This window comes from Massilia sp. UYP34, from assembly GCF_056279385.1.
The window spans coordinates 205,153-230,996 of record NZ_JBWBRF010000005.1; the positions used below are offsets into that span (position 1 = coordinate 205,153).

Below are 25,844 nucleotides of genomic sequence, written 5' to 3' on the forward strand. Positions count from 1 at the left end.
TCCTCCAAGATGTTTTAACGGACTGCCGGGTGAATCGTGGCTGACCTCGTCGAGCGGGCGCCATCGTTCACCTTGGCGTGTACAAGAATATTCCTGCTGCACAGCATGTCAAGCGGAATATTGCAGCTATGACAAAGGCGGGTGGGTAAAGGGCACCTCGAAAACCCGTCGCGAGCGGCAGCAGTTTCGGTCGAGAAGCGCAGCTGTACGAGCGTACAGCGAGCATCGCAGACCGAAAATGCAACGCGCAGCAGGTTTTTCGAGGTGCCCTAAAAGCACACCGGCGCCAACGCGGCAGTATCGCGCCGGCCGCTGGAGCCGGCCTTGATCCATCCTGGAGAATGCGCGCGTCAGCGCGACTTGTCGGTAACAGCCTGGCTGGCCGAGCGCCAGCGCGCGGCAACGAAGATGGCGGCCGCGGCAAGCGACCACAACAGGGTCGGACCCCAGGTCTCGGCCAGGCTGTCGCCGCGCATCAGGTCGATCGCGCACAGCAGCAGGAACATGGTGCCGGCGGCCAGCAGGTACTGGCCGATCCAATGAAAAACGGGACGGACGGCGGGACGGGATGCAGGACGCATGAGACGGATTCCTTTCAACGGCGGTCGAGAAAACGGCGCAGGATGCCGGCCAGCGCCAGCGGCTGGTCGATCATCAGGAAGTGGCGCGAGGGCGCGATCGGCACCACCTCGACCGAGGCAATCCCTTCGACCAGCATCCGGTAATGCTCGACCTTGTCGTTCACCGTCAGCGCATCCTGAGCCGCATCGTACTGGTAAAACGGCGCCACGACCAGCACCGGGGCGCTGATCCGCGACAGGCCGGGGCGCAGGTCGAGCGCCAGCAGGTCGGCCACGTAGGCGCCGACCGCCTCGCGGTCGCTGCGCAGCAGCAGCGGCGTGATGTCGTCGGCCTTGCCGATGTCGAGCACCCCTTGGCCGCGCATGTACTGGCGCTGCTCGGCGGCGTAGGCGTCCGGCCGGCTGGCCGCCATCCGCTGGCGCACGTTGATCGCGGCTTGCGGGCGCTGCTGCGGCGGCATGTTCTCGGTGCCCGGAAAGACCGGCAGGCCGTCCAGCGCCACCACGCCGCCGACACCCTTGCCGAGGTCCTGGGCCACGGCATAGGCCAGCGTGCCGCCCAGGCTGTGGCCGACGATGACCGGCTGGTCGAGCTTGCGCTCGGCGATCAGGCCGCGCAGGGCGGCGCGCGCGCCGTCGAACGGCGCCCAGCCAGGCGTTGCGGCCGGCGCCGGGCGACCATCGAAGCCGGGCAGGGTGACCACGTACAGCGTGAACTCGTCCTTGAGCTGGCGGATCGTTTCCTGCCACACCCACGGGCCGCTGGCCAGGCCGGGGACCAGGATCACGGGCCGGCCGCGGCTGCCGTGGCGCTCGACCAGCAGGCTGCCCGACTCGAAGCGCTCGGCCGGTTCGATGGTGGCGGCGAACCGGTTGGCGCCGGCTGGCGCCGGGCGGGATGCCGGCGCCTGGGCCTGGGCCTGAGCTTGGGCGATGGTGGCAGCGCCGGCAGCCAGTGCGGCCAGTGCGAACAGCAGGGATGCTTTTCTCATGCGGTCTCCTGATCGGGTGAAAAGATGGCTTCGACCGGCAGGCCGAACAACCGAGAAATGGCGAAGGCGAGCGGCAGGCTGGGGTCGTAGCGCCCGGTCTCGATCGCGTTGATGCTCTGGCGCGAGACATCCAGGCGCTCGGCGAGGTCGGCCTGGCTCCAGCCGTGTTCGGCGCGTAGTAGACGGATGCGGTTCTTCATCGCCGGCGCAGCGCCCGCACCGTGCAGACCAGGGCGGTGGTCGCCCCGAGCACCATCCAGACCGCGAACATCGACAGACGCGGATAGCCGGCGGTCTCGAGGAAGCCGTAGCTGAAGGTGAGCCCGGCGGTGAGCGCGGCGGCCAGCGCGAACGATTCGAGCAGGTAGCGGCGCAGGTATTCGTCGACCCGGTTCAGGTGGCGCGCGATGGCCCACAGCATCAGGCAAAATCCCAGCATCGGCGACAGCAGGATCACGGTGCGCGCCACGCCTTGCGCCATCGGCCGGCCGTAGAGGATCGACGCGACCAGCAGGGCCGCGTACACCGCGAAGGCGATGCCCAGTTCGCGCAGGTAGGCCTTGCCGACCCGTTTTTCATGCGTATCCGCGTTCATCGTCCGGCCCCGTGTAGTAAAGGATGCTTGACATCGTAGGACTGCAGTAGCGCCATGTCAAGCACCCTTTACATCCTGTTTGACATCTTCGACATCCCCTTCGACGTCCTCTCCGGCTGCCCGAACTCGACTACAATGCTGGTCCCTGTTTCCGTACCCCGCGCCGTCATGATCGACTCTTCCCTTTCTTCCAAGCGTGTCGCCGTGATCGGCGGCGGCCCCGCCGGGTTGATGGCGGCCGAGGTGCTGGCGCAAGGCGGCGTGCAGGTCGACGTCTACGATGCGATGGCCAGCGTGGGCCGCAAGTTCCTGCTGGCAGGCAAGGGCGGCATGAACATCACCCATTCCGAACCCGCTCCCGATTTCGTGCGGCGCTATGGCGCGCGGCAGGACGAGGTGGCGCGCTGGCTGGACGGGTTCGACGCCGACGCCGTGCGCGCCTGGATCCACGACCTCGGCATCGAGACCTTCGTCGGCACCTCGGGCCGGGTGTTCCCGCGCGAGATGAAGGCGGCGCCGCTGCTGCGCGCCTGGCTGCACCGCCTGCGTGAGTCCGGGGTGCGCTTTCACATGCGCCATCGCTGGCTGGGCTGGCAGGACGGCCGGCTGCGCCTGGCCACGCCGGACGGCGAGCGACTGGTCGCGGCCGACGCCACGATCCTGGCGCTGGGCGGCGCCAGCTGGGCGCGGCTCGGCTCGGACGGCGCCTGGCAGCCGCTGCTGGCCGAACGCGGGGTGGCGCTGGCCCCGCTGGCGCCGGCCAACTGCGGTTTCGACGTCGGCTGGAGCGAATTTTTCAGCAGCCGTCATGCCGGCGCGCCCCTGCTCACGGTGGCCGCCGGTTGCCAGGGCCAGGATGGCGCAGTCGCCTGGCGCAAGGGCCAGTTCGTCATCACCGCGGGCGGCGTCGAGGGCAGCCTGGTGTATGCGCTGTCGGCGCAGCTGCGCGACGAGATCGCGCGCAGTGGTGGCGCCACTCTCTGGCTCGACCTGGCGCCCGACCACGACGCCGCACGGGTATTCGACGAAGTGACGCGCCCGCGCGGCTCGCGCTCGATGTCCAGCCACCTGCAAAGCCGGCTCGGCATCAAGGGCGTCAAGGCGGCACTGCTGCACGAATGCCTGTCGCGCGAAGCGTACGCCGACCCCGCGCGCCTGGCCGCGGGCATCAAGCGCCTGCCGCTCAAGCTGGTGCGTGCGCGCCCGATCGACGAGGCGATCAGCAGCGCCGGCGGCGTGCGCTTCGAGGCGTTGGCCGTGGGCACCAGCATGCTGGCCGCGCTGCCGGGCACGTTCGTGGCGGGCGAGATGGTCGATTGGGAAGCGCCGACCGGTGGCTACCTGCTCACCGCTTGCTTCGCTAGCGGTCGCGCCGCCGGACGCGATGCGCTGGCGTGGCTGGAGCATCCCCGCGCCTGAAGGCCTGCGGACTTTTTCCGGGAGGATGTCGATCACGACGTCCTCAACCGGGCCAGGCAGCCATGCGCTTGTTTCCAGGCCGTGGCACGCTGGAATCGAACGTCAACGGTGCGCATGCCAATCGGGGATTGGCGTAGGCTGGATCGTTCTTCTCGCAGCCTTGCCCGGGAGCGGAACATGTCCAGCACGCCTATCGAGCCGAGCGAACAGGAGCCCTTGCGCATTCCTGTCGTCGAGGAACGGCTTGCGGTCGGCACCCGCATGGTCGACACCGGCCGCGGCGTGCGCATCCACAAGTCCGTCACCGAACATCCCGTCACCATCGACGAGCGCCTGCTGCGCGACGAGCTGCGCGTGCAGCGCGTGCCGGTCGACCGCATCGTCGGCGCCGCCGATGCGCCCGGCCAGCGCTACGAGGGCGATACCCTGGTCATTCCCGTGCTCGAGGAAGTGCTGGTGGTCGAGCGCAAGGTTCGCATCATGGAAGAACTGCACATCACCCGGGTCCGGCACGAGGAGCGTCACCTCGACACCGTCCCGCTCAAGGCGGAGCGGGTCGAGGTCGAGCGTTTCGACGAGGCCGGCGATGCGGGTGCCTGAAGTCATCACCCAAGGAGGCACATCATGCACCATACGCTAGTCGCGGTTTTCGACAACCGCACCGACGCACAAAGCGCGTACGACCAGCTGCTGTCTTCCGGCTTCAGCCGCACGAGCGTGCGGCTGTCCGAGGCCCATGCCGCCACCCCTGAAGGCATCGGCAGCAGCGTCAAGCACTTCTTCCAGGACCTGTTCGGCGACGAGCACAGGCACCACGCGAGCCGCTACGAAGGCGCGCTTGCGCGCGGCCAGCACGTGGTGACGCTCAGCGCCGACTCGCTGCCCGACGTCGAGCGCGCCGCCGACGTGGTAGAGGCCTTCGGGCCGGTCGATATCGACGAGCACTCGGACGGCGCCGGTACGGCCGGCGTGCTGCGCACGGGCGCCGGATCGCGGCAGGGGGCGACGCCGGGCGCGGCGCCATCGAGCCAGTCGGCGGCCGGCCAGTCGCAGGGCGCGGCCAGCGGCGCGTCGATGCAGCGCGACATGTCCGCCAGCACTGCCAGCGCCACCATTCCGGTGGTCGAAGAGCAGCTGCGGGTCGGCAAGCGCGAAGTCCAGCGCGGCGGCATGCGCATCTTCTCGCGCGTCGTCGAGACCCCGGTGCACGAAACCATCGATCTGCGCGAGGAACACGTCGACGTCCAGCGGCGCAAGGTGGACCTGCCGATCAGCCCGAGCGACGCGGCGGCGTTCCGGGAGCAGACGATCGAGATGCGCGAAAGCGCCGAGGAAGCCGTGGTCGAGAAATCCGCCCGCATCACCGAGGAAGTCTCGATCGGCAAGCAGGTCAGCGAACGCCAGCAGCAGATCGACGACACGGTACGCCACACCGAGGTGGACGTCGAGCGGCTCGATGCCGGCGCCGGCATGCGCGACGACGACAGCTACTATCGCGAGCACTTCAGGCTGACCTATGGCGCGAGCGGCGGCGTGTACGACGACTATGCGCCGGCCTATCTGTATGGATCGCAGATCGCGGGCAGCGGCAGGTACACGGGCCGCCAATGGGACGAGATCGAACCCGAGCTGCGTACCGACTGGGAAGCGCGCCACGGCGGCGTCTCGACCTGGGAAAAGATGAAGTCGGCGGTGCGTCACGGCTGGGAACGCATGATGGGAAAACACGGCGCCTGAAATCGCGCCGGCGCGTGACATTCGGTGAGCAATGGGGGCCGGGCGGCGCGGTAAGATGGGTTTTTGTCGCCCGGCCACCCCATGACACTCTTGCGCAGTTTGACAGTTGCCGCGCTGCTGGCATTCTTTCATCCGGCCGCGATGGCCGCGATGCAGTGCGGCGAACCTTGCCACACCCTGGTGCGCGAGGCCCACGTGCTCGAGGGGCAGGGCAAATACCAGGAAGCGCTGGACAAGTACCAGGCCGCGCAGCAAGCCGATCCGAACGCCTCGCTGCCGCTGTCGCTGCAGGCCGGCCTGATGCTCAAGCTCTCCAGCGTGGCCCCGCAGGACAAGGCGGCGCAGGTGCGCCAGACGGCGCGCGCGCTGGCCGAGCGCGCGACCGCGTTGGCCGCCGACGATCCGATCGCGCACGAGGTCTTGCGCATGCTGGACGACGACGGCGCGTCGCCCCTGCATACGCCGAATCCACGCGCATCGAGGCTCCTGGCCGAAGGCTCGGCCCTGTTCGCGCAGCGCAAACCGAAGGAAGCCCTGCGCAAGTATGAAGAGGCGATGCAGGCCGACCCCAGGGCGTCGAGCGCCTGGGTGGGCGCCGCGGACTGCCACTTCGTGCAGGGCGACTGGCCGCGCGCCGAGGCGCTGTTCCGGCGCGCCACCGAGATCGAGCCGAAGAACGCGCAGGCGTGGCGCTTCCTGTCCGACGCGCTGCTGGCGCAGGGCCAGCGCGGGCCGGCCGAATCGGCCTTGTATGCGTCGATCGCCGCCGATCCTTCGCAGCGTCCGAGCTGGGGCAAGCTGGCCAGGTTGCGCGCCGCCGCCGGCCTGCCGCTCAAGGCGCTGGCGTTCCGGCGCGGCGTGCGCGTGACGCAGGAGGCGAACGGCAAGTTCACGGTCCATATGGACGAGTCGGCCGCCGGGCAGGCCGACACCCCGAACTACGCAATGCGGCTCCTGCTCGGCTTCAGCGAATCCAACCAGCGCCAATCCGAGGATGCCGGCGACAAGTCGCCGTACGAGATCGAACTGGGCGCGTGGCGCACCGCGCTCAAGGCGATGGAAGAGGCCATGGCGCGCGGCGCCGAAGGCGTGACGGACCCCGCCTTGCTGCAGATGCAGGCGCTGGCGAAGGATGGGCAACTGGAGCCGGCGATCCTGCTGCTGATGTTCCGCCAGTCGTACCGGCCGGCGCTGGACGCCTGGCTGGCGGCCAACCCGGACGGCGTCAAGCGGTTCATCGACCGCTACGGCATGCGGCCTTGACCGGTCGGCACGAAGCGAACGGCTGCGCAGGCCGCCTTTGGGTATAGTGCGGCCATGCCTTCTTCCGACAAGCATCCCACCACGCCGGACGGGCGGTATTTCGTCGTCTCGGGCCGCCTGTGGCGCGCCAGCAATCCCAACCTCGCGCCGGAAGAGCGCCAGCATCTGGTGGACCGGCTCATGCGGGCGCGCCGCGACGTCGGCGCGGCGCTCAAGGCGCGCGACAGCGATGCCGAGCGCAGCGCGCGCGGGGCGGTCGACGCGGCCAAGCGCGCGCTGGGAGAGCGGGGACCGGTGTGGTGGACCGATGGCGCGCCGGACTTCAACCGGCGGATGGCGGCGAATACCCCTTATGCGGATTGGTTCGCGGCGCTGCCGCCTCGCTCATAAAAAAACTAGTCGCTGACCTTGCCCCGCAGGGACTTGATCTGGCTGCTGCGCGCCTTGGCGTCCAGGCGCCGCAGCTGCGACCCGCGCGTCGGCCGGGTCGGCCGGCGCAGCACCGGCACGACCGCGGCCTTGTCGACCATTTCCTGCAGGCGGCGCAGGGCGTCTTCCTTGTTCTGTTCCAGGCTGCGCGACTGCTGCGCCTTGAGTACCAGCACGCCTTCCTGCGTGATGCGCCCATCGTTCAATGCCAGCAGGCGTTCCTTCACGTGCTGCGGCAGCGACGAGGCGCCAATGTCGAACCGCGCATGCACGGCGCACGAGACCTTGTTGACGTTCTGGCCGCCCGGGCCCTGGGCCCGGATGGCGCTGAATTCGACTTCGAGAGGATTGATGACGGCCATGGGCGCCATTGTAAACCGGGTGGCGGCCTGCACGGAACGCGAAGATATCGGACAATAGCGGGTTCCGCCTGACCTTTTCGACATCCTTTTCGATACTCATGACCAATTCCGCATCATTGTCCGGCCCACGCGGCGCCGCCATCAACCTGCGACCTTTCGGTGTCGCACTCGTGCTCATCGTGCTGGGCGCCTGGTACCTGACGCAGGTCGTCGGCCCGCGCCAGGCCGCGCTCTACGTGGTCGGCGCGCTGCTCGGCGTGGCCCTGTACCACGCGGCGTTTGGTTTCACCTCGGCCTGGCGCGTGTTCATCGCCGACGGCCGCGGCGCCGGCCTGCGCGCGCAAATGCTGATGCTGGCGGTCGGCGTCGTGCTGTTCTTCCCGGCGCTGGCCGGCGGCACGCTGTTCGGCAACCCGGTCACCGGGCTGGTGCAGCCGGCCGGCACGTCCGTCATCGTCGGCGCCTTCATCTTCGGCATCGGCATGCAGCTGGGCGGCGGTTGCGCCTCCGGCACGCTGTACACGGTCGGCGGCGGCAGCACGCGCATGATCGTCACGCTGTTGTTCTTCATCGTCGGCTCGCTGATCGGCACCGCCCACATGCCGTTCTGGACCGCGATGCCGCAGCTGCCGCCGCTGTCGGCGGTGAAGGAACTGGGCCTGGTCCCGGCGCTGGCGCTGAACCTGCTCGTGTTCGCCCTGATCGCGGCCATCACCGTCGTGGTCGAGAAGCGCCGCCATGGCCGGCTGGTCACGGAGCAAGCGCAGCCGGGCGGTGGCGCGCGCTGGCTGCGCGGTCCGTGGCCGCTGGTGGCCGGCGCGCTGGCGCTGGTCGTGCTCAACTTTGCCACGCTGGCGCTGTCGGGCCGGCCGTGGGGCGTGACCTCGGCGTTCGCGCTGTGGGGCGCCAAGGCGGCAGCCTTGGCCGGCATCGACGTCGCCAGCTGGACCTACTGGTCGAGCGCCGCCAACGCCGCCGCACTGGCCGCGCCGATCTCGAACGACGTGACCTCGGTGATGGACATCGGCATCGTGCTCGGCGCGATGCTGGCGGCGGCACTGGCCGGCCGCTACGCGCCGGTGTGGGGCCTGCCGCTGCGCTCGCTGATCGCGGCGGTGGTCGGCGGCCTGCTGCTCGGCTACGGCGCGCGCCTGGCCTACGGCTGCAATATCGGCGCCTATTTCAGCGGCATCGTGTCGGGCAGCCTGCATGGCTGGCTGTGGCTGGTGGTCGCGTTCGCCGGCAACGTGGTCGGCACCCGCCTGCGTCCGTTGTTCGGGCTGGAAGTGGAGCGGGTGAAGCTGGGCGGTTGCTGAGGGAGATGGGTCGCCGGGCGTGGGCCGGGAATACCGGTTGCGACCGGTATGGATGATGGTTCGGGTCAGTTCGCCAGCAGCTCCACGCGCTGACCGAACCCGGCGTATTCATGGAATACCGAATTTCAATTCGCTTTTCCTCGAAACCGTCCGGCCGCTCACTCGTGGTAACTGACGCTCCCGCTCCCCGCCCGGCTGACGCTGCGCTCGCCCGGATTGCCATACACCAAGACGTCGCCGCTGCCGCTGAGCGACACTTTTACTTTGCCGCGCGCCTGCACCGCGCTGTCGCCCGAGCCGCTCTGGCTCACCGTCACTTCCTCGGCGCGCAGGTGCTCGGCGTCGAGGTGGCCCGAGCCGGTGGTACTGGCGTCGAGTTCGCGCGCGGTGCCGACCACGGTGATGCGGCCCGATCCCATCAGGCGCGTCTCGACCCGGTCCATGGCGGCGCCGCCGTTCACGTCGAGGTCGCCGCTGCCGCTCAGGCCCACCCTGGCGGTGCGGAAACGCCCGTTGAAGCGCACGCTGCCAGAACCGTTGAGCTCGATGGCGACCGCGTCGCCCGAGAAGCCGTTGATGCTGCTGTCGCCGCTGCCGTCGATCCGCACCGAGGTCAAGACCGGCAAGACCAGGTCGACCACCAGCGGTTCGCGGTGGCGCAGCACCATGCCGCGGATGCCGATGCGCAGCACATTGCCGTCGCCCTGGACTTCGACGTTGCCGAGCATGCGCTGCTCGCCGCTGACCTGGAGCGACGGCGTGGCGCCATAGCGCAGGTTGAGGTCGATCGGGCCGTCGAGCTCGACCATCTCGACGCCGGACGGCACGCTGCGCGTGACTTGCGCCACCTGGCGCCGCTCGGCGGCCGTGGTGGTGCCGGTAGCGCGCAGCATGCTGTAGCTCAGCGCCACCAGCACGGCGGCCAGCAGCAGCAGGGCGAGTCCGATTTTCAGCAGGGCGCGCATGGTGTCCTTATCCCCTCAGCAGCGACAGGTTCATGTTCACGTAGCGGCGGATGCCCAGCAGCGTGTATTTGGTGAGCACGATCGACAGCAGGAACAGCGCGATGCCGCCCAGGATCAGCGCGCAGCCGAACGCCACTTGCGTGGTGCGCGAGCCGGGATCCAGCTCGGTCGTGATCTGGATCTTGCGTTCGGCCACCGCCTCGGCCCCGCGCATGAAGCGCGAGTCGCGCTCGGCGCGCCCGGCGCGGGCCTCGGGGTTGTCCTCGTCGAGGCCAGGCGCCGGCTCGTCGAACACATGGATGCCGTTGGCGCCGATCGTGACCCGGGTCTGGGATTCGACCGGCTCGCCGTCGTCGCCGGTCACCATGCGGGTCAGCGGGGCGCTCAGGATCAGTTCATTCGAGCCGGCCAACCCGCTCGCGGTCACGGCGATGCCCGAGACATAGACGCCGAAGGCGGACAGGTACAGCGACATCAGCAGCGAAGCGAAGACCGCGGCCGGGATCAGCATGAACAGATTGAATATCAGCAGGCCGATGCTGGAAACGGCCATGCGCGCGACATTCGTCGGCGGCTTCCTGTCCGTGTCCTTGAGGTCGGCCAAGTGGGCGCTGGCGCGCAGGGTCAGCGCGACCTGGCGCGGTTCGCCCAGCTCGGCGGCCACCTCGTGTTCCGGTCGGCCGGCGGCGCTGCCGTCGACGAAGCGCTGCTCGTACCAGGCCAGGGTTTTGGCCTGGATCTCCGGCGGCAGGCCCATCAGGGCCCGCTTGAGCGCGTCGAGGTATTCCAGCTTGCCCATGTGCTTGCGGTTCTCCGTCAGTGGTGGCCGAGGGCCGGGATGGCGCCGATCGCCACCGCGGTCGATTGCGCCGAGCCGCCGATCAGCTCGGGCTTGACCAGCACCAGCGTGCTCAGCGCCACGATGGCAAGAATGGCAACGGTGTGCAGGCCGAGACGGGGTTTCATGGTCATTTCCATCGGACGGGTTGGGATGCTGCTACCTTACGGAATCGCTGGATGCGGCGCCATGGGTGTGCGACAGGCTGCGCTTTTCGCGGGGCAGGGCGCCGTAGGCGCGGATGGCCGTCGCCGCCGCCTGGCCGCTGCGCACCGCTGTCTCCAGCGTGGCCGGGTAGTCGCTGGCCGTGTAGTCGCCCGCCAGCACCAGGCCGGGCAGGGACGTGTTGCTTGGGCGCACTAGTCCGGGTGTGCAGCTGAAGGTGGCGCGCTTCTCGGTGATCAGCTGGGTCCAGCTTGGCGCGGCCAGTTCCGGCCGGCCGAAATCGTGGGCCAGCTGGGACGCGATGGCGCCTGCCAGCCGCTCGCGCGGCAGGCGCGCGGCTTCAAAGGCGGCGCTCACCACCACCGCCAGCAGGCCGTCGTGGGCCGCGTCCAGCTGGGCGCGGTCGAACACGAACTGGCCCCAGCGCCCCGTTGCAGGGTCGTCCAGCAGGGCGTAGAAAGGCAGCGCCAGCCGGGTGCCGGGCGCGTATTGCAGGTAGCAGGTGGCGATCGGCTCGTGGGTCAAGGCTTCCAGCTGGCCGGCCAGCGCGGCGGCTTCGGGCAGCGCCGCCAGCAGCGCCGCGCTCACCGGCGCCGGGGTGGCCAGCACCACCGCGTCGAAGCGCTCGGCCGGCAGGTCGGCGCCGGGCTCCACCAGCCAGCCGTCGCCATCGCGCCGGATGCCCGCGACCTTGACGCCCAGGCGCACGGCATGACCGTGACGCGCGAGCCAGGCGCCCGCGGGTTCCGGGAACAGCGCCCCCATCGGCAGGCGCGGCAGCAGCATGTCGGAAGCGGCGCGCCGGCCGGCGCCCAGGCTGTCGCGCAGCACCGCCAGGAACACGTTGGCCGAGGCGCGCTCGGGCGGCGTGTTCAGGGCCGCGATGCACAGCGGGCGCCACATCAGCCGGGTCAGGCGCTCGGTCTGGTCGAAGCGCTCCAGGAGTTCGAGCACCGTGCAGTCGTCGTTCAGCCGCCAGCCCATCCAGCGCGCGGCGCTGTTCAAGCGCGCCAGCGCCAGCTTGTCGGCGCGCGCCAAGCCCCTGGCGCGCAGCAGGGCCACGGCCAGATGCAGCGGCGCCGGCAGGCGTGGCGCGGCGAAGTCCATGCCGTCGCCGCCCGCCGGATAGCGCATCTGGACCGGCAGGCGCAGGAAAGCGGTGTTTTCAGGCACGCCCACCCGTCGCATCAGGCGCAGCGATTCGCGGTAGGCGCCCAGCAGGATGTGCTGACCGTTGTCCAGGGCCATGCCGCGCACCTCGACGCCGCGCGCGCGGCCGCCCAGGCTGCGGGCGGCTTCGAACAGGGTCACCGCGCAGCCCTGGCGCGCCAGCTCGAGCGCCGCGGCGCAGCCGGCCCAGCCGCCACCGGCGACCGCGACCCGCAGCGCCCCCGGCTTGCCTTCAGGTGCGGACATAGGTCTTCCACGCCAGCCAGAGTTTGCGCAACGGCGTGAGCGAGATGCGCTGGTTGAGCACGTGGAAGCCGTCGCGCTGGATCTCGTCCAGCAGCGTGCGGTAGATGGCGGCCATCATCAGGCCGGGACGCTGGGCGCGCCGGTCTTCTTTCGGCAGCAGGGCCAGCGCTTCGTCGTAGACGGCTTGCGCGCGCGCGGCCTGGAAGCGCATCAGCGCCTCGAACTTGTCGCTGTGCTGCAGCTTGAGCAGGTCGTTGGCGGTGACGCCGAACTGCTGCAGCTCGTTGACCGGCAGGTAGATGCGGCCCTTGCGCGCATCGTCGCCGACGTCGCGGATGATGTTCGTCAGCTGGAAGGCCAGGCCGAGCTTTTCGGCGTAGGCCAGGGTCTGCGGGTTGGTATGGCCGAAGATGCTGGCCGACAGGATGCCGACCACGCCCGCCACGTGCCAGCAATAGCGCTGCAGGCCGGGGTAGTCGAGGTAGCGGCTCTGGTCCAGGTCCATCTCCATGCCGTCGACGATCGCCTGCAGGTGTTTTTCTTCCAGCTGGTAGGTGGCGATGTGCGGCTGCAGCGCCAGCATCACCGGGTGCGTCGGGACGCCCGAATACATCTTCGAGACCTCGGTGCGCCACCAGGCCAGCTTGATGCGCGCCACCGAACCGTCGGTGGCCTCGTCGACGGTGTCGTCGACTTCGCGGCAAAAGGCGTACAGCGCCGTGATCGCGCGCCGGCGCTCGGGCGGGAGGAACAGGAAGCTGTAGTAGAAACTGGAGCCGCTCTGGACGGTCTTTTGCTGGCAGTATTCGTCTGGAGACATGAAATCGTCGTGAAATGCTGGTCGGGACGCGGCCGAATCGGGTCCCGGCGCGCGGTCAATCCGCTATCTTATCCGATGAGTGTGAAATCGGGGACGCAGAAAGCGTCGCTACATGCGCAATGCGCGCCAGCCGACCATGAGCCAGTCGGGCGCCGCCAGCACCGGGCGGCGCCGGAACACGTCGTAGCCGGCCTGCTCGATGCGGTCGAGGATGCGCAGGCCGCCCTGGACGATCATGCGCAACTCCCAGCCGATCCGGCCCGGCAGGCGCTTGGCCAGCGGCGCGCCCGACAGCATCAGCGCGCGGGCGCGCTCGACCTCGAAGCGCATCAGGGCCTGGAACGGCGCGTCGACCGTGCCGGCGCGCAGCGCCGCCTCGCCCACCTTGAACCGTGCCAGGTCTTCCAGCGGCAGATAAATACGCCCCTTCTCGAGGTCGATCGCCACGTCCTGCAGGAAGTTCGTCAGCTGCAGCGCGCTGCAGATGGCGTCGGCGTCGCGCAGATTACTGGCGCCGTCGGCGCCGTACAGCGCCAGCATCAGGCGCCCGACCGGATCGGCCGAGCGGCGGCAGTAATCGAGCAGGCTGGCATAGTCGGCATAGCGCTGGGTGACGACGTCCTGCCTGAACGCCGACAGCAGGTCGCGCAGCGGGGCGAGCGGCAGGCGATACTGGGCGACGACGCCGGCCAGGCGCGCGAACATCGGGTTCGACGACGTCTGGCCGGCATCGATCAGGTCCAGCTCGCGTTCGTAGGCCGCGAGGGCCGCCAGCCGCTCTTCGGGAGTCGCATGGCCTTCGTCGGCCAGGTCGTCGGCGCTGCGCGCGAACGCATAGATCGCCTCGACCGCCGGCACCAGGCGGCGCGGCAGCAGGATCGAAGCGACAGGAAAGTTTTCGTAGTGATCTACGGCCATTTTGGACGGATGACTCTAAAGTCACCTGGTTTATCTATTTGCATGATTATAATTGCTGGATTACAAACTGGCGCTTGTCTGATGCCGATGCGCAGCCAGCTCCGGCCCGAGACGCCGCAAAGATCAGCCAAAGATCAGCCAGATCAGCTCATGATCAGCCAAAGGATTGCCACCGTGTTTGCCCGATTTTCTTGTTCCGCCCTGCGCGCGGCCCTGCTGGCGCCGCTCGTTGCCGCCGCGCTCGTTGCCTGTTCCAAGCCCGCCCCGCCTCCCGAAGACGTGCGTCCCGTACGCGTGACCACCCTGGCCCTGGATACGGCGGGCGAGCGCCAGGAATTCTCGGGCGACGTGCGCCCGCGCTACGAGTCGCAGCTCGGTTTCCGGGTCGGCGGCAAGATCGTCGAGCGCAAGGTGGACGTCGGCGCCACGGTCAAGCGCGGCGACGTGCTGATGCAGCTCGACCCGCAAGACCTGCGCCTGGCCGAAAGCCAGGCGAGGGCCACCCTGCGCGCCGCCGAGACCGAGCGCGACCTGGCCAGGGCCGACTACAAGCGCCACGTCGACCTGCGCACCCAGAATTTCGTCAGCCAGGCCGTGCTCGACGCCAAGCAAAGCGCCCTGAAGGCGGCCCAGGCCAATGTCGACGCCGCCCTCGCCGGCCTGCGCGGGCAGGCCAACCAGTCCACCTATACGAACCTGACGGCCGACGCCGACGGCGTGGTGACCGCCATCGAGGCCGAGGTGGGGCAGGTGGTGCAACCCGGCAGCCCGGTGGTGCGGGTGGCGCGCACGGTCGAGAAGGAAGTGGTGATCGGCATCCCCGAAGACAAGGTCGGCCAGCTGCGGGCCGCCCGCAACGTCACCGTGCGCCTGTGGGCCAACGAGGCGGTGGCGATTCCCGGCAAGATCCGCGAAGTCTCGCCGGTGGCCGATCCGGCCACCCGCACCTATACGGTGAAAGTGGCGCTGCCCGAGAATGCCGAGGCGCGCCTGGGCATGACCGCGACCGTCGAACTGGTCAGCGGCGCGCCCGCCGGCGGCCGTGGCGCGGCCGGCCTGCGCCTGCCCTTGACCGCCCTGGTGCAGCACAAGGGCGGCAGCGCCGTCTGGATCGTCGAGAACGGCGCGGTCAGGCTGGCGCCGGTGCAGGTGGTCGGCCAGGTGCGCAATGACGTGCTGGTCACCGGGCAGATCAGCGCGGGCCAGCAGGTCGTCACCGCCGGCGTCAACCTGCTAAAGGAAGGCCAGAAGGTGCGCATCCTCACCGCCGACGTCTCGCGTCGCGCCGACACCGAAGCGCTCGTGTCGGGCGAGGTCGGCAAATGAAGGACTTCAACCTGTCGCGCTGGGCGCTGGAGCACATCCCCCTCACGCGTTTCCTGATCGCCGCCTGCATGCTGTTCGGGATCCTCAGTTACTTCGAGCTGGGCCAGGACGAGGATCCCCCCTTCACCTTCCGCGCGATGGTGGTGAGCGCCGTGTGGCCGGGCGCCACCGCGCTGCAGATGGCCGAGCAGGTGACCGACCCGCTGGAAAGGAAGCTCCAGGAGACGCCGTACATCCACACCATCCGCAGCTTTTCCAAGCCGGGCGAGACCACCATCATCCTCGAGCTGCGCGAATCGACGCCGCCGTCCGAGACCTCGCCGGCCTGGTACCAGGTGCGCAAGAAGATCGGCGACATCGCGGGCACCCTGCCGCAGGGCGTGATCGGGCCGTTCTTCAACGACGAATTCGGCGACACCTACGGCTCCATCTTCGCGCTCTCGGGCGACGGCTTCACCTATGCCGAGATGCGCGACTATGCCGACTTCGTGCGCCAGCAACTGCTGCGCGTGCCGCTGGTGGCCAAGGTCGAGCAGTTCGGGGTGCAGAACGAAAAGGTGTACATCGAGTTCTCGAGCAAGAAGTTCGCCCAGCTGGGCGTGCCGTTCGAGCAGATCGTCAACCAGATCGCGACCCAGAACGAGATCGAGGCGAGCGGCGTGCTGGTGACGCCGATGGAGAACCTGCAGGTGCGCGTGACCGGCGCGCTGCGTACGCTGGAGCAGATCGAAGACCTGCAGTTGCGCGCCGGCGGCACCACCTTCCGGCTGGGCGACTTCGCCACCGTCAAGCGCGGCTACCAGGATCCGCCGGCGGACAAGATGCGCTTCAACGGCAAGGAAGTGATCGGCCTGGGCGTGTCGATGCAAAAGGGCGGCAACATCATCACCATGGGTGAAGGCTTGAGCGAGACGGTGGAGCGCATCCGGAGCCAGCTCCCGGTCGGCATCGAGCTCGAACGGGTGGCCGACCAGCCGCAGGCGGTCACGGCGTCGGTGGGCGAATTCATCAAGGTGCTGATCGAGGCGGTGGTGATCGTGCTGGTCGTGTCCTTCCTGGCCCTGGGCCTGCATACCAAGCCGAAGTGGCGGGTGGACGTGTATCCGGGCCTGGTGGTGGCGCTGTCGATCCCGCTGGTGCTGGCCATTACCTTCCTGTTCATGCGCATGCTGGATATCTCGCTGCACAAGATTTCGCTCGGCGCCCTGATCATCGCGCTTGGCCTGCTGGTCGACGACGCCATCATCGCGGTGGAGATGATGGTGCGCAAGATGGAAGAGGGCCTGTCGCGCTTCGAGGCGGCCACCTTCGCCTATACGTCGACCGCGATGCCGATGCTGACCGGCACCCTGATCACGGCGGCGGGCTTCCTGCCGATCGGCCTGGCCGAGTCGGCGGCCGGCGAATACACGTTCACGATGTTCTCGGTGAACGGCCTGGCGCTCCTGATCTCGTGGGTGGTGGCGGTCACGTTTACCCCTTACATCGGGTTCCTTCTGTTGCGGGTGAAGCCGCATGGCGCCGGGGAGGGCGGTCATCACGACGTCTACGATTCGCCCGGCTACCAGCGCTTTCGCCGTCTGGTGAGCCGCTGCGTCGAGTGGCGCAAGACCACGATCGCGCTGAGCCTGGGCGTGTTCGCGCTGGGCGTGTTCGGCTTTAATTTCATCGAAAAGCAGTTCTTCCCCGATTCGAGCCGTCCCGAACTGATGATCGAGCTGTGGTCGCCCGAAGGCACCAGTTTCGCCGCCAACGAAGCCGTCGTGAAGCGCTTCGAGGCCTTCCTGGCCAAGCAAGAGGGCGTGCAGAGCGTGACCAGCTACGTCGGCACCGGCAGCCCGCGCTTCTACCTGCCGCTGGACCAGATCTTCCCGCAGTCGAACGTGTCGCAGCTGGTGGTGTTACCTAGCGATACAGAGGCGCGCGAGCGCCTGCGCACGAAGATCGTCGACGTGTTCAAGACCGACTTTCCCGAGGTGCGCGGCAGGGTGAAACTGCTGCCGAACGGACCGCCGGTGCCGTATCCGGTGCAATTCCAGGTGCTGGGGCCGGACATCGGCGTGGTGCGCACCATCGCCGACGAGATCAAGGGAGTCATGGCCGCCAATCCGAACACGGTCGGCGTGAACGACAACTGGAACGAGTCGGTCAAGGTGCTGCGCCTCGATCTCGACCAGGACAAGTTGCGCGCGCTCGGCGTGACCTCGCAACAGGTGCGGCGCGTGGTGCAGACGACGCTCACCGGCACCCCGATCGGCCAGTTCCGCGAATCGAACCGCCTGATCGACATGGTGGTGCGCCAGCCGTTCGACGAGCGTTCGACCGTGACGCGCTTGCAGGAAGCACTGGTGCCGACCGCCGGCGGACGCGCGGTCACCATCGGCCAGGTCGCCCGCGTGCAGTTCGTGTGGGAGCCGGGCGTGGTCTGGCGCGAGGGCCGCGAGTGGGCGATCATGGTGCAGTCCGACGTGGTCGAGGGCATCCAGGGGCCGACCGTGACCGACCAGGTCGACGCCAGGCTGGCCGACATCCGCGCGAAGCTCCCGGCCGGCTACCGCGTGACGGTCGAGGGCGCCGCGGCCGACAGCGCCGAGGCCGAGGCGTCGATCATGGCCAATGTGCCGCTGGTGCTGTTCATCACGTTTACCTTGCTGATGCTGCAGCTGCACAGCTTCTCGCGTTCGCTGCTGGTGTTCCTCACCGGTCCGCTGGGCGTGGCCGGCGCGGCGATGGCGCTCCTGATCCTGGATCGGCCGTTCGGATTCGTCGCCAACCTGGGGGTGATCGCGCTGTTCGGGATGATCATCCGCAACTCGGTGATCCTGGTGGACCAGATCGAGCACGACATCGCCAATGGCAGCCACCCGTGGGACGCGATCGTGGAGTCCGCGGTGCGGCGCTGCCGGCCGATCCTGTTGACGGCCGCCGCCGCGGCGCTGGCCATGATCCCGCTGTCGAGGTCGACGTTCTGGGGGCCGATGGCGGTGGCGATCATGGGCGGCCTGATCGTGGCGACGGCGTTGACCTTGCTGTTCCTGCCGGCGTTGTATGCGACGTGGTTCCGGGTCAAGAAGCCCGAGCAGAATGACGTGTCCTTGAACCGCTGACCGTCGCACCGTCGTTCCCGCGCAGGCGGGAACCCAGGTTCGCTCGCATTGCCGCCATTACGCGCTTTGCCACTTTGCGCAAAAAAACTTGGGTTCCCGCCTGCGCGGGAACGACGTATCAGGGGTAACTCAGGAAGTCCCTGGCTTGCACCACGCCCCGCACGGCTAAAAAATGATGCCCAATAGTGTCAGAAATTCCAGTAAAATAATCGTTTGAAGTTGTAGCCCCTAAACATTGGAGTGCAGGGCGGCCGGTTTTACCGTCGGTCGTCCTTTGTTTTTGTGGCAATTATGCAATCCTGAGCGAGGATGGCGAAATTGGTAGACGCACCAGGTTTAGGTCCTGACGCCAGCAATGGTGTGGGGGTTCGAGTCCCCCTCCTCGCACCACGAATAATTATTTTTTTGGACGATTTTTATAATGGCAACTGCAGTCGAAACCCTGGGTAAACTCGAGCGTCGCTTGACGATCTCTTTTCCGGTCGCTGACGTCCGTACCGAAGTCGAAAAGCGCCTGAAACAGCAGGCCAAGACGGCCCGTGCGCCGGGCTTCCGTCCAGGCAAAGTGCCTCTGAAGATGGTCGCAGCCCAGTACGGCTACCAGATCGAGTCCGACGTGCTGAACGACAAGGTCGGCCGTGCGTTCAACGAAGCCGCCGTCGAGAACGAGCTGCGCGTTGCCGGTTTCCCGAAAATCGAGCCGAAGCAAGATTCGCCGGAAGGCACCCTGTCGTTCGACGCCACCTTCGAGGTGTACCCGGAAGTCGTGGTCGGCGACCTGGCTGCCGTCGAAGTCGAGACCGTCGCCACCGAGGTCAGCGACGTCGAGATCGACAAGACCATCGACATCCTGCGCAAGCAGCGCGTGCACTACCACACCAAGGGTGAAGCGGGCGAGCACGGCACCGGCGGCGAAGCCGTGGCTGCCAATGGCGACCGCGCGACCGTCGACTTCGTCGGCACCCTGGACGGCGTTGAATTCGCCGGCGGCAAGGCCGAAGACTATGCCTTCGTGCTGGGCGAAGGCCGCATGCTGCCGGAATTCGAAGCCGCGACCGTGGGCCTGAAAGTCGGCGAGAGCAAGACCTTCCCGCTTGCCTTCCCCGAGGACTACCATGGCCCGGACGTGGCCGGCAAGACCGCCGAGTTCACCATCACCCTGAAGGCCCTGGAGTGGGCGCACCTGCCGGAAGTCGACGCCGAATTCGCCCAGTCGCTGGGCATCGAAGACGGCTCGATCGACAAGATGCGCGAAGACATCAAGGTCAACCTGGAACGCGAAGTGCGCGCCCGTGTCAAAGCACGCAACAAGGAAGCCGTGATGGACGCCCTGGTCAAGTCGACCGAGCTGGACGTGCCGCAAGTCATGATCGAGCAGGATTCGGAGCGCCTGGCCGAAATGACCCGCCAGGACATGGCGCAGCGCGGCATGGACGTGTCCAAGCTGCCGTTCCCGGCCGAGATGTTCAAGGACAAGGCAGAGCGCCGCGTGCGCTTGGGTCTGATCCTGTCGCAACTGGTCGCCGACAACAAGCTGGAAGCTACCCAGGAACAGGTGAAGGCCCAGATCGAAGACTTCTCGCAGAGCTACGAAGACCCGAAAGAAGTCCTGAAGTACTACTTCAGCGACCGTCGTCGTCTGGGTGAAGTCGAAGCCCTTGTTTTGGAAGAAAACGTCGTCAACTATGTACTCGGCAAGGCGAAAGTGTCGACCAAGACCATCGCTTTCGATGAACTGATGGGCAGCGCCCCACAGGCCTGAAGAAATTAACTTGCCGGCCTGCGTGGCCGGCATTTTTTTCCATGGCCTCTTTATAAGGAACGAGACGGGTATGATTCGTAATCCGGCATTGGATACACAAGCACTCGGCATGGTGCCGATGGTGATCGAACAGAGTGGGCGCGGCGAACGCGCCTATGACATCTATTCGCGCCTCTTGAAGGAGCGCGTGATCTTCCTGGTCGGCCCTGTCAACGACCAGATGGCGAACCTGATCGTCGCCCAGATGCTGTTCCTGGAAAGTGAAAATCCTGACAAGGATATTTCGCTCTACATTAATTCCCCGGGCGGCTCCGTCTCGGCGGGCCTGGCGATCTTCGACACGATGAACTTCATCAAGCCGGACGTCTCGACCCTGTGCACGGGCCTGGCCGCGTCGATGGGCGCCTTCCTGCTGGCCGCCGGCGCCAAGGGCAAGCGTTTCTCGCTGCCGAACTCGCGCGTCATGATCCACCAGCCATCGGGCGGATCGCAGGGCATGGCATCGGATATCGAAATCCAGGCCAAGGAAATCCTGTACCTGCGCGAGCGCCTGGCGCGCATCATGGCCGAGAATACCGGCCAGAGCATCGAGCAGATCCACAAGGATACCGACCGCGACCGCTTCATGTCGGCGGAAGAATCCGTCGACTATGGCATGATCGACAAGGTCCTGACCAGTCGCGGCCAAGCCTGACCGTTTGGACGGTGTTGGAAAAAAACGCCCGGACGCGATCACGTTCGGGCGTTTGTTTTTTATTTCGGGTAGCATGTTCGTACGTGCACAAGTTGCGCTGCTTTAGCGGCATGTCACATTCGCACTTGTTGCGTACTGGTATAAGCGTTATATTCACAGCAATTCAATAGAGTCCTGCCCCCATGTCAGACAAAAAATCCTCCAGCGGCGAAAAACTTCTGTACTGCTCGTTCTGCGGAAAGAGCCAGCACGAAGTCAAGAAGCTGATCGCGGGACCGTCGGTGTTCATCTGCGATGAATGCATCGACCTGTGCAACGACATCATCCGCGATGAAACGTCGAACGTCGAAACGGTGGCGGGCGCCAAGTCCGACCTGCCGACGCCACACGAAATCACCGAGCTGCTCGACCAGTACGTCATCGGCCAGCAAACGGCCAAGCGTATCCTGTCGGTGGCCGTGTACAACCATTACAAGCGCCTCAAGCACCTGGGCAAGAAAGACGAAGTCGAACTGGCCAAGAGCAATATTCTGCTCGTGGGTCCGACCGGCTCCGGCAAAACCCTGCTGGCCCAGACCCTGGCGCGCATGCTCAACGTTCCGTTCGTGATCGCCGACGCGACCACGCTGACCGAAGCGGGCTATGTCGGCGAAGACGTCGAGAACATCATCCAGAAGCTGCTGCAAAGCTGCAACTATGAGGTGGAAAAGGCGCAGCGCGGCATCGTCTACATCGATGAGATCGACAAGATTTCGCGCAAGTCCGACAACCCGTCGATCACCCGCGACGTCTCGGGCGAAGGCGTGCAGCAGGCGCTGCTCAAGCTGATCGAAGGCACGATGGCGTCGGTGCCGCCGCAGGGTGGCCGCAAGCATCCGAACCAGGACTTCGTGCAGATCGACACGACCAACATCATGTTCATCTGCGGCGGCGCCTTCGACGGCCTGGCCAAGGTGATCCAGAATCGTTCGGTCAAGAGCGGCATCGGCTTCGGCGCCACGGTCAAGAGCCTGGAGGACGGCTATAACGCCGAGATCCTGCTCGAAGCCGAGCCGGAAGACTTGATCAAGTTCGGCCTGATTCCCGAACTGGTCGGCCGCCTGCCGGTGGTGGCCGCGCTCTCCGAGCTGACCGAAGAAGCGCTGATCCAGATCCTGGTCGAGCCGAAGAACGCCCTGATCAAGCAGTACTCGAAGCTGCTCGAGATGGAAGGCGCCGAGCTGGAAATCCGTCCCGCCGCGTTGCACGCGATCGCCAGGAAGGCGCTGGCGCGCAAGACCGGCGCCCGCGGCCTGCGTTCGATTCTCGAGCACGCGCTGCTGGACGTCATGTATGAATTGCCGAGCCAGCAAAACGTCGTGAAAGTCGTCATCGATGAAAATACGATCACGAATGGCGCGAAACCTTTGCTGATTTATAGCGAAACCGCCAAGGCGTCTGGAGAGAACTGAAAAAAGCCCATGCGCACGCCACAAAAAGGCTTGCCGTACGGACTCAACTAGGTACAATCAATCTCAATAAAAGACTTCGGGCTTCAATCGAAAAGCCACTCGCGGCGTGCCGCGCGGTGGCTTTTTCTATTTGAAAGCAGTTTTTTATTGGAACGGCTATATTCTTCGGCAAGTTGAAACTTTTTTACTTGTAGAAAATATTTTCTCTGGGTGGCCTTGTGTTTTCGCTGCCCAGCGCCCAAGTTCAGCTACACGCTTTCTATAAGGTATGCCATGACAACTTCGAAATTAACCGAGCAAACGACGCTGCCACTTCTGCCGTTGCGCGATGTGGTTGTGTTCCCGCATATGGTGATACCTCTGTTCGTCGGCCGTCCAAAATCCATCAAGGCGCTTGAAGCCGCAATGGAGCAGGGCAAGAGCATCATGCTGGCCGCCCAAAAGGCCGCCGCCAAGGACGAACCCTCAGCCGCAGACATCTATGAGATCGGCTGCGTGGCCAATATTCTGCAAATGCTGAAACTCCCGGACGGCACCGTGAAGGTGCTGGTGGAAGGTTCCCAGCGTGCGCGCATCGATAAGATTACCGATGGCGCTACCCATTTCGTGGCCGACCTGACGCCGGTCAATTCGGAAATCGGCGACGACTCCGAAGTCGAAGCGATGCGACGTGCGATCGTCCAGCAGTTCGACCAGTACGTCAAACTCAATAAAAAGATTCCACCCGAGATCCTGGCGTCGCTGGCCGGCATCGACGACGCCGGCCGCCTGGCCGATACCGTCGCCGCCCACCTGCCGCTCAAGCTCGAGCAGAAGCAAGTGATCCTCGAGATCTTCAACGTCGCCAAGCGCCTGGAGCATCTGCTGGGCCAACTGGAAGGCGAGCTGGACATCCTGCAGGTCGAGAAGCGCATCCGTGGCCGCGTCAAGCGCCAGATGGAAAAATCGCAGCGCGAGTACTACCTGAACGAACAGGTCAAGGCGATCCAGAAGGAACTGGGCGAAGGCGAGGAGGGCGCCGACATCGAAGAGCTCGAGAAGAAGGTTATCGCAGCCAAGATGCCGAAGGAAGCCATGGAAAAAGCCCAGGCCGAGATTCGCAAGCTCAAGCTGATGTCGCCGATGTCGGCCGAAGCCACCGTGGTGCGCAACTATATCGACACCCTGGTGTCGCTGCCGTGGAAGAAGAAGTCGAAGGTCACCGCCGATCTCGAGAACGCCCAGAACGTGCTCGAGCAGGATCACTATGGCCTCGACAAGATCAAGGAACGCATCCTGGAATACCTCGCGGTGCAGCAGCGCGTCGACAAGCTCAAGGCCCCGATCCTGTGCTTCGTCGGTCCTCCGGGCGTCGGCAAGACCTCGCTGGGCCAGTCGATCGCCCGCGCCACGAACCGCAAGTTCGTGCGCATGGCGCTCGGTGGCGTGCGCGACGAAGCCGAGATCCGCGGCCACCGCCGCACCTATATCGGCTCGATGCCGGGCAAGGTGCTGCAGTCGCTGGCCAAGGTCGGCGTGCGCAACCCGCTGTTCCTGCTCGACGAGATCGACAAGATGGGCGCGGACTTCCGTGGCGACCCGTCGTCGGCCCTGCTCGAGGTGCTCGATCCCGAGCAGAACCACACCTTCTCGGATCACTACCTGGAGGTCGACTTCGACCTGTCGGACGTGATGTTCGTGGCGACCTCGAACTCGTTCAACATTCCGCCGGCGCTGCTGGACCGGATGGAAGTCATCCGCCTGTCGGGTTATACCGAGGACGAGAAGACCAGCATCGCGCAGCGCTACCTGCTGCCGAAGCAGTTGAAGAACAACGGCCTGAGGGAAGACGAGATCAAGGTCGAGGAGGGCGCCATCCGCGACATCATCCGTTACTACACCCGTGAAGCCGGCGTGCGTTCGCTCGAGCGCGAAGTGTCGAAGATCTGCCGCAAGGTGGTCAAGATGCTGCTGCTGAAGAAGGGGTCGACCGCGGCCGAGAAGCGCGTGATCGTGAATGCCAAGAACCTGGATAAATTCCTGGGCGTGCGCCGCTACGACTTCGGCGTGGCCGAGAAGGACAACCAGATCGGCCAGGTGGTCGGCCTGGCCTGGACCGAGGTCGGCGGCGACCTCCTGACCATCGAAGCGGTCAACGTGCCGGGCAAGGGCGGCATCATCCGCACCGGCACGCTGGGCGACGTGATGAAGGAATCGATCGAGGCCGCCCGCACCGTGGTGCGCAGTCGCGCGCAGCGCTTCGGCATCAGGAGCGAAGTGTTCGAGAAGACCGACATCCACATCCACGTGCCGGAAGGCGCGACGCCGAAGGACGGTCCGTCCGCCGGCATCGGCATGACGACCGCGCTGGTCTCGGCCTTCACCGGCATCCCGGTGCGCGCCGACGTCGCGATGACGGGCGAGATCACGCTGCGCGGCGAAGTGCTGCCGATCGGTGGCCTGAAGGAGAAGTTGCTGGCGGCGCACCGCGGCGGCATCAAGACGGTCCTGATCCCCGAGCAGAACGTGAAGGACCTGGCCGAGATCCCGGACAACGTCAAGAACAAGCTCGAGATCGTGCCGGTCCGCTGGATCGAGAAGGTCCTCGAAGTGGCGCTGGAGCGCCAGCCGGAAGCGCTGACCGACGTCCCGGCAGTCGCCGTGGCGCCGGCCCCGGCCGAGGGGCAGAGCGACGTGGTCAAGCACTAAACAGGCCACGTAGTGCATACGACAGGCGCCCTTGCGGCGCCTGTTTTTTTGTCTGCATCGCCCGTGTGGCCGGGCGTCGTCGCTGACCAACCGAAGAGACCCTCGACCAGCCTGGCTTGACATCCCTATGTTGCCCTAGTTTAATATGCGCTTGCACTTTTGCAGCAGTGGCGCGGTGTGCGCCACGAACGGAAAACGAGGAAACGAGTGAACAAGACAGAACTGATCGAAGAAATCGCGAAGTCCGCGGACATTACGAAGGCCTCGGCGACGCGTGCACTCGACGCCATGATCGAAGCCGTCACCGAAAGCCTGAAGAAGAACGACAGCGTCACCCTGGTTGGCTTCGGCACCTTCACCGTCGGCGAGCGCGCAGCGCGTACCGGCCGCGATCCACGCACCAAGGAGCCCATCAAGATCAAGGCTGCGAGGGTTCCGAAATTTAAGGCTGGTAAAGCGCTGAAAGATGCTGTAAACTAATGCCTTCTTCGCGATGACAAGCGTTGAAAGCAGCAGGATGATGTCGTATCCGTCCTGATGTCGAGTTGATTGTTTTTTGCTGGAGCGGTAGTTCAGTTGGTTAGAATACCGGCCTGTCACGCCGGGGGTCGCGGGTTCGAGCCCCGTCCGCTCCGCCAGAATATTGTTGTAGGAGTTTTCCCCCTGCGGGGAAAACGGATTGGGTGAGAAGGGATTCCCTTGCAAGGGAATCCGCGGCCGGCGGAACGTCGGCGAGCCCCGTCCGCTCCGCCAACGAAAAACATGAAACACAAGTCTGGAGCGGTAGTTCAGTTGGTTAGAATACCGGCCTGTCACGCCGGGGGTCGCGGGTTCGAGCCCCGTCCGCTCCGCCAGAATTGAGTAAGATAGGGGCAGCTCCCGGAGCCGCCTCGAAACGAGAAGAGGCGAACGCGAGTTCGCCTTTTTTTTTAACTTGTGCCTGGGCCGGTGCCGGTAGGAGCGACTCCCACCTACTGGGATAGGCTCATAATGCATTCTC

At 66.1% G+C, this 25,844-nt stretch carries 24 protein-coding genes and 3 tRNA genes; 16 read left to right on the plus strand and 11 right to left on the minus strand.

The genetic code is table 11. The annotated features are described in order from the left end of the window. Window positions 1-350: 350 nt before the first annotated feature. From ACZ9AQ_RS11425 to ACZ9AQ_RS11440, 4 genes are read right to left on the minus strand one after another with little or no spacing between them, the layout of a single operon-like run. On the minus strand, window positions 351-581 hold the full coding sequence (locus ACZ9AQ_RS11425) for a hypothetical protein (RefSeq protein ID WP_429205430.1): 231 nt from the start codon (window positions 579-581) through the stop codon (window positions 351-353). Window positions 582-595: 14 nt separating this feature from the next. After that, the gene (locus tag ACZ9AQ_RS11430; RefSeq protein ID WP_429205428.1) at window positions 596-1,573 is read right to left on the minus strand and encodes an alpha/beta fold hydrolase; all 978 of its coding nucleotides are present in this window, start codon (window positions 1,571-1,573) and stop codon (window positions 596-598) included. Beyond that, window positions 1,570-1,773 carry a helix-turn-helix transcriptional regulator gene (locus ACZ9AQ_RS11435; protein WP_429205426.1) on the minus strand — a complete coding sequence of 68 codons (204 nt, stop codon included), beginning with the start codon at window positions 1,771-1,773 and terminating at the stop codon, window positions 1,570-1,572. Before ACZ9AQ_RS11435 ends, ACZ9AQ_RS11430 begins: the two co-directional genes overlap by 4 nt. Further along, window positions 1,770-2,168 carry a hypothetical protein gene (locus ACZ9AQ_RS11440; RefSeq protein WP_429205425.1) on the minus strand — a complete coding sequence of 133 codons (399 nt, stop codon included), beginning with the start codon at window positions 2,166-2,168 and terminating at the stop codon, window positions 1,770-1,772. The genes ACZ9AQ_RS11435 and ACZ9AQ_RS11440 overlap by 4 nt, the downstream gene beginning before the upstream one ends. A gap of 168 nt (window positions 2,169-2,336) precedes the next feature. Here ACZ9AQ_RS11440 and ACZ9AQ_RS11445 point away from each other — a divergent pair, with 168 nt between their 5' ends. The 5 genes from ACZ9AQ_RS11445 to ACZ9AQ_RS11465 all read left to right on the plus strand — a co-directional run bounded on the left by ACZ9AQ_RS11445 (window position 2,337) and on the right by ACZ9AQ_RS11465 (window position 6,977). Continuing rightward, complete coding sequence (locus tag ACZ9AQ_RS11445) at window positions 2,337-3,587, plus strand: TIGR03862 family flavoprotein (RefSeq protein WP_429205502.1); 1,251 nt, start codon at window positions 2,337-2,339, stop codon at window positions 3,585-3,587. A gap of 177 nt (window positions 3,588-3,764) precedes the next feature. Beyond that, entirely contained in the window at window positions 3,765-4,187 is a 423-nt protein-coding gene (locus ACZ9AQ_RS11450; RefSeq protein ID WP_429205423.1) for a YsnF/AvaK domain-containing protein, read from the plus strand. Window positions 4,188-4,211: 24 nt separating this feature from the next. Further along, window positions 4,212-5,324, plus strand: a complete 1,113-nt coding sequence (locus ACZ9AQ_RS11455) for a YsnF/AvaK domain-containing protein (RefSeq protein ID WP_429205421.1) — start codon at window positions 4,212-4,214, stop codon at window positions 5,322-5,324. 81 nt (window positions 5,325-5,405) lie between these two features. Beyond that, window positions 5,406-6,587, plus strand: coding sequence for a tetratricopeptide repeat protein (locus tag ACZ9AQ_RS11460; RefSeq protein WP_429205419.1), 1,182 nt, complete (start codon window positions 5,406-5,408; stop codon window positions 6,585-6,587). A gap of 54 nt (window positions 6,588-6,641) precedes the next feature. Further along, the gene (locus tag ACZ9AQ_RS11465) at window positions 6,642-6,977 is read left to right on the plus strand and encodes a hypothetical protein (RefSeq protein WP_429205418.1); all 336 of its coding nucleotides are present in this window, start codon (window positions 6,642-6,644) and stop codon (window positions 6,975-6,977) included. A gap of 5 nt (window positions 6,978-6,982) precedes the next feature. On the opposite strand, the gene arfB is transcribed toward ACZ9AQ_RS11465, so the two are convergent. Beyond that, complete coding sequence (gene arfB, locus ACZ9AQ_RS11470) at window positions 6,983-7,378, minus strand: alternative ribosome rescue aminoacyl-tRNA hydrolase ArfB (RefSeq protein ID WP_429205416.1); 396 nt, start codon at window positions 7,376-7,378, stop codon at window positions 6,983-6,985. A 98-nt stretch (window positions 7,379-7,476) separates the two neighbouring features. On the opposite strand from arfB, the gene ACZ9AQ_RS11475 reads away from it, so the two are divergent. Continuing rightward, the gene (locus ACZ9AQ_RS11475; protein ID WP_429205414.1) at window positions 7,477-8,694 is read left to right on the plus strand and encodes a YeeE/YedE family protein; all 1,218 of its coding nucleotides are present in this window, start codon (window positions 7,477-7,479) and stop codon (window positions 8,692-8,694) included. Between the two features lie 158 nt (window positions 8,695-8,852). Here the strand turns inward: ACZ9AQ_RS11475 and ACZ9AQ_RS11480 are convergent, their stop codons facing one another. The 6 genes from ACZ9AQ_RS11480 to hpnC all read right to left on the minus strand — a co-directional run bounded on the left by ACZ9AQ_RS11480 (window position 8,853) and on the right by hpnC (window position 13,816). Next, a complete protein-coding gene (locus ACZ9AQ_RS11480) occupies window positions 8,853-9,659 on the minus strand; it encodes a GIN domain-containing protein (protein ID WP_429205413.1) in 807 nt (268 codons plus the stop codon). A 7-nt stretch (window positions 9,660-9,666) separates the two neighbouring features. Further along, window positions 9,667-10,458 (minus strand): DUF1700 domain-containing protein, encoded by a 792-nt coding sequence (locus tag ACZ9AQ_RS11485; RefSeq protein ID WP_429205411.1) that lies wholly within the window; start codon window positions 10,456-10,458, stop codon window positions 9,667-9,669. A gap of 17 nt (window positions 10,459-10,475) precedes the next feature. Next, complete coding sequence (locus ACZ9AQ_RS11490) at window positions 10,476-10,625, minus strand: hypothetical protein (protein ID WP_429205409.1); 150 nt, start codon at window positions 10,623-10,625, stop codon at window positions 10,476-10,478. Window positions 10,626-10,656: 31 nt separating this feature from the next. Continuing rightward, window positions 10,657-12,078 (minus strand): hydroxysqualene dehydroxylase HpnE, encoded by a 1,422-nt coding sequence (gene hpnE / locus ACZ9AQ_RS11495; RefSeq protein WP_429205407.1) that lies wholly within the window; start codon window positions 12,076-12,078, stop codon window positions 10,657-10,659. Continuing rightward, complete coding sequence (gene hpnD, locus ACZ9AQ_RS11500; RefSeq protein WP_429205405.1) at window positions 12,065-12,898, minus strand: presqualene diphosphate synthase HpnD; 834 nt, start codon at window positions 12,896-12,898, stop codon at window positions 12,065-12,067. The genes hpnE and hpnD overlap by 14 nt, the downstream gene beginning before the upstream one ends. A 108-nt stretch (window positions 12,899-13,006) precedes the next feature. Next, window positions 13,007-13,816 carry a squalene synthase HpnC gene (hpnC, locus tag ACZ9AQ_RS11505; protein ID WP_429205404.1) on the minus strand — a complete coding sequence of 270 codons (810 nt, stop codon included), beginning with the start codon at window positions 13,814-13,816 and terminating at the stop codon, window positions 13,007-13,009. A gap of 150 nt (window positions 13,817-13,966) precedes the next feature. Between hpnC and ACZ9AQ_RS11510 the strand changes: the two genes are divergently transcribed. From ACZ9AQ_RS11510 to ACZ9AQ_RS11555, 10 genes are all read left to right on the plus strand, one after another. Then, window positions 13,967-15,142: an efflux RND transporter periplasmic adaptor subunit gene (locus ACZ9AQ_RS11510; protein WP_429205402.1), complete on the plus strand. Its 1,176-nt coding sequence runs from the start codon at window positions 13,967-13,969 to the stop codon at window positions 15,140-15,142. After that, the gene (locus ACZ9AQ_RS11515) at window positions 15,139-18,249 is read left to right on the plus strand and encodes an efflux RND transporter permease subunit (protein ID WP_429205401.1); all 3,111 of its coding nucleotides are present in this window, start codon (window positions 15,139-15,141) and stop codon (window positions 18,247-18,249) included. The genes ACZ9AQ_RS11510 and ACZ9AQ_RS11515 overlap by 4 nt, the downstream gene beginning before the upstream one ends. 303 nt (window positions 18,250-18,552) lie before the next feature. Next, window positions 18,553-18,639 (plus strand) — tRNA-Leu (locus ACZ9AQ_RS11520). A gap of 31 nt (window positions 18,640-18,670) precedes the next feature. Further along, window positions 18,671-20,011, plus strand: coding sequence for a trigger factor (gene tig, locus ACZ9AQ_RS11525; RefSeq protein ID WP_429205400.1), 1,341 nt, complete (start codon window positions 18,671-18,673; stop codon window positions 20,009-20,011). Window positions 20,012-20,081: 70 nt separating this feature from the next. Then, complete coding sequence (gene clpP / locus ACZ9AQ_RS11530) at window positions 20,082-20,705, plus strand: ATP-dependent Clp endopeptidase proteolytic subunit ClpP (RefSeq protein ID WP_429205398.1); 624 nt, start codon at window positions 20,082-20,084, stop codon at window positions 20,703-20,705. Between the two features lie 182 nt (window positions 20,706-20,887). After that, on the plus strand, window positions 20,888-22,156 hold the full coding sequence (gene clpX, locus ACZ9AQ_RS11535; protein ID WP_429205397.1) for an ATP-dependent Clp protease ATP-binding subunit ClpX: 1,269 nt from the start codon (window positions 20,888-20,890) through the stop codon (window positions 22,154-22,156). 273 nt (window positions 22,157-22,429) lie between these two features. After that, window positions 22,430-24,844: an endopeptidase La gene (gene lon / locus ACZ9AQ_RS11540; RefSeq protein WP_429205396.1), complete on the plus strand. Its 2,415-nt coding sequence runs from the start codon at window positions 22,430-22,432 to the stop codon at window positions 24,842-24,844. A gap of 207 nt (window positions 24,845-25,051) precedes the next feature. Further along, window positions 25,052-25,324, plus strand: coding sequence for an HU family DNA-binding protein (locus ACZ9AQ_RS11545; protein WP_429205394.1), 273 nt, complete (start codon window positions 25,052-25,054; stop codon window positions 25,322-25,324). A gap of 81 nt (window positions 25,325-25,405) precedes the next feature. Further along, a tRNA-Asp gene (locus tag ACZ9AQ_RS11550) sits at window positions 25,406-25,482 on the plus strand. A gap of 139 nt (window positions 25,483-25,621) precedes the next feature. Beyond that, window positions 25,622-25,698, plus strand: a tRNA-Asp gene (locus ACZ9AQ_RS11555). Window positions 25,699-25,844 lie beyond the last annotated feature (146 nt).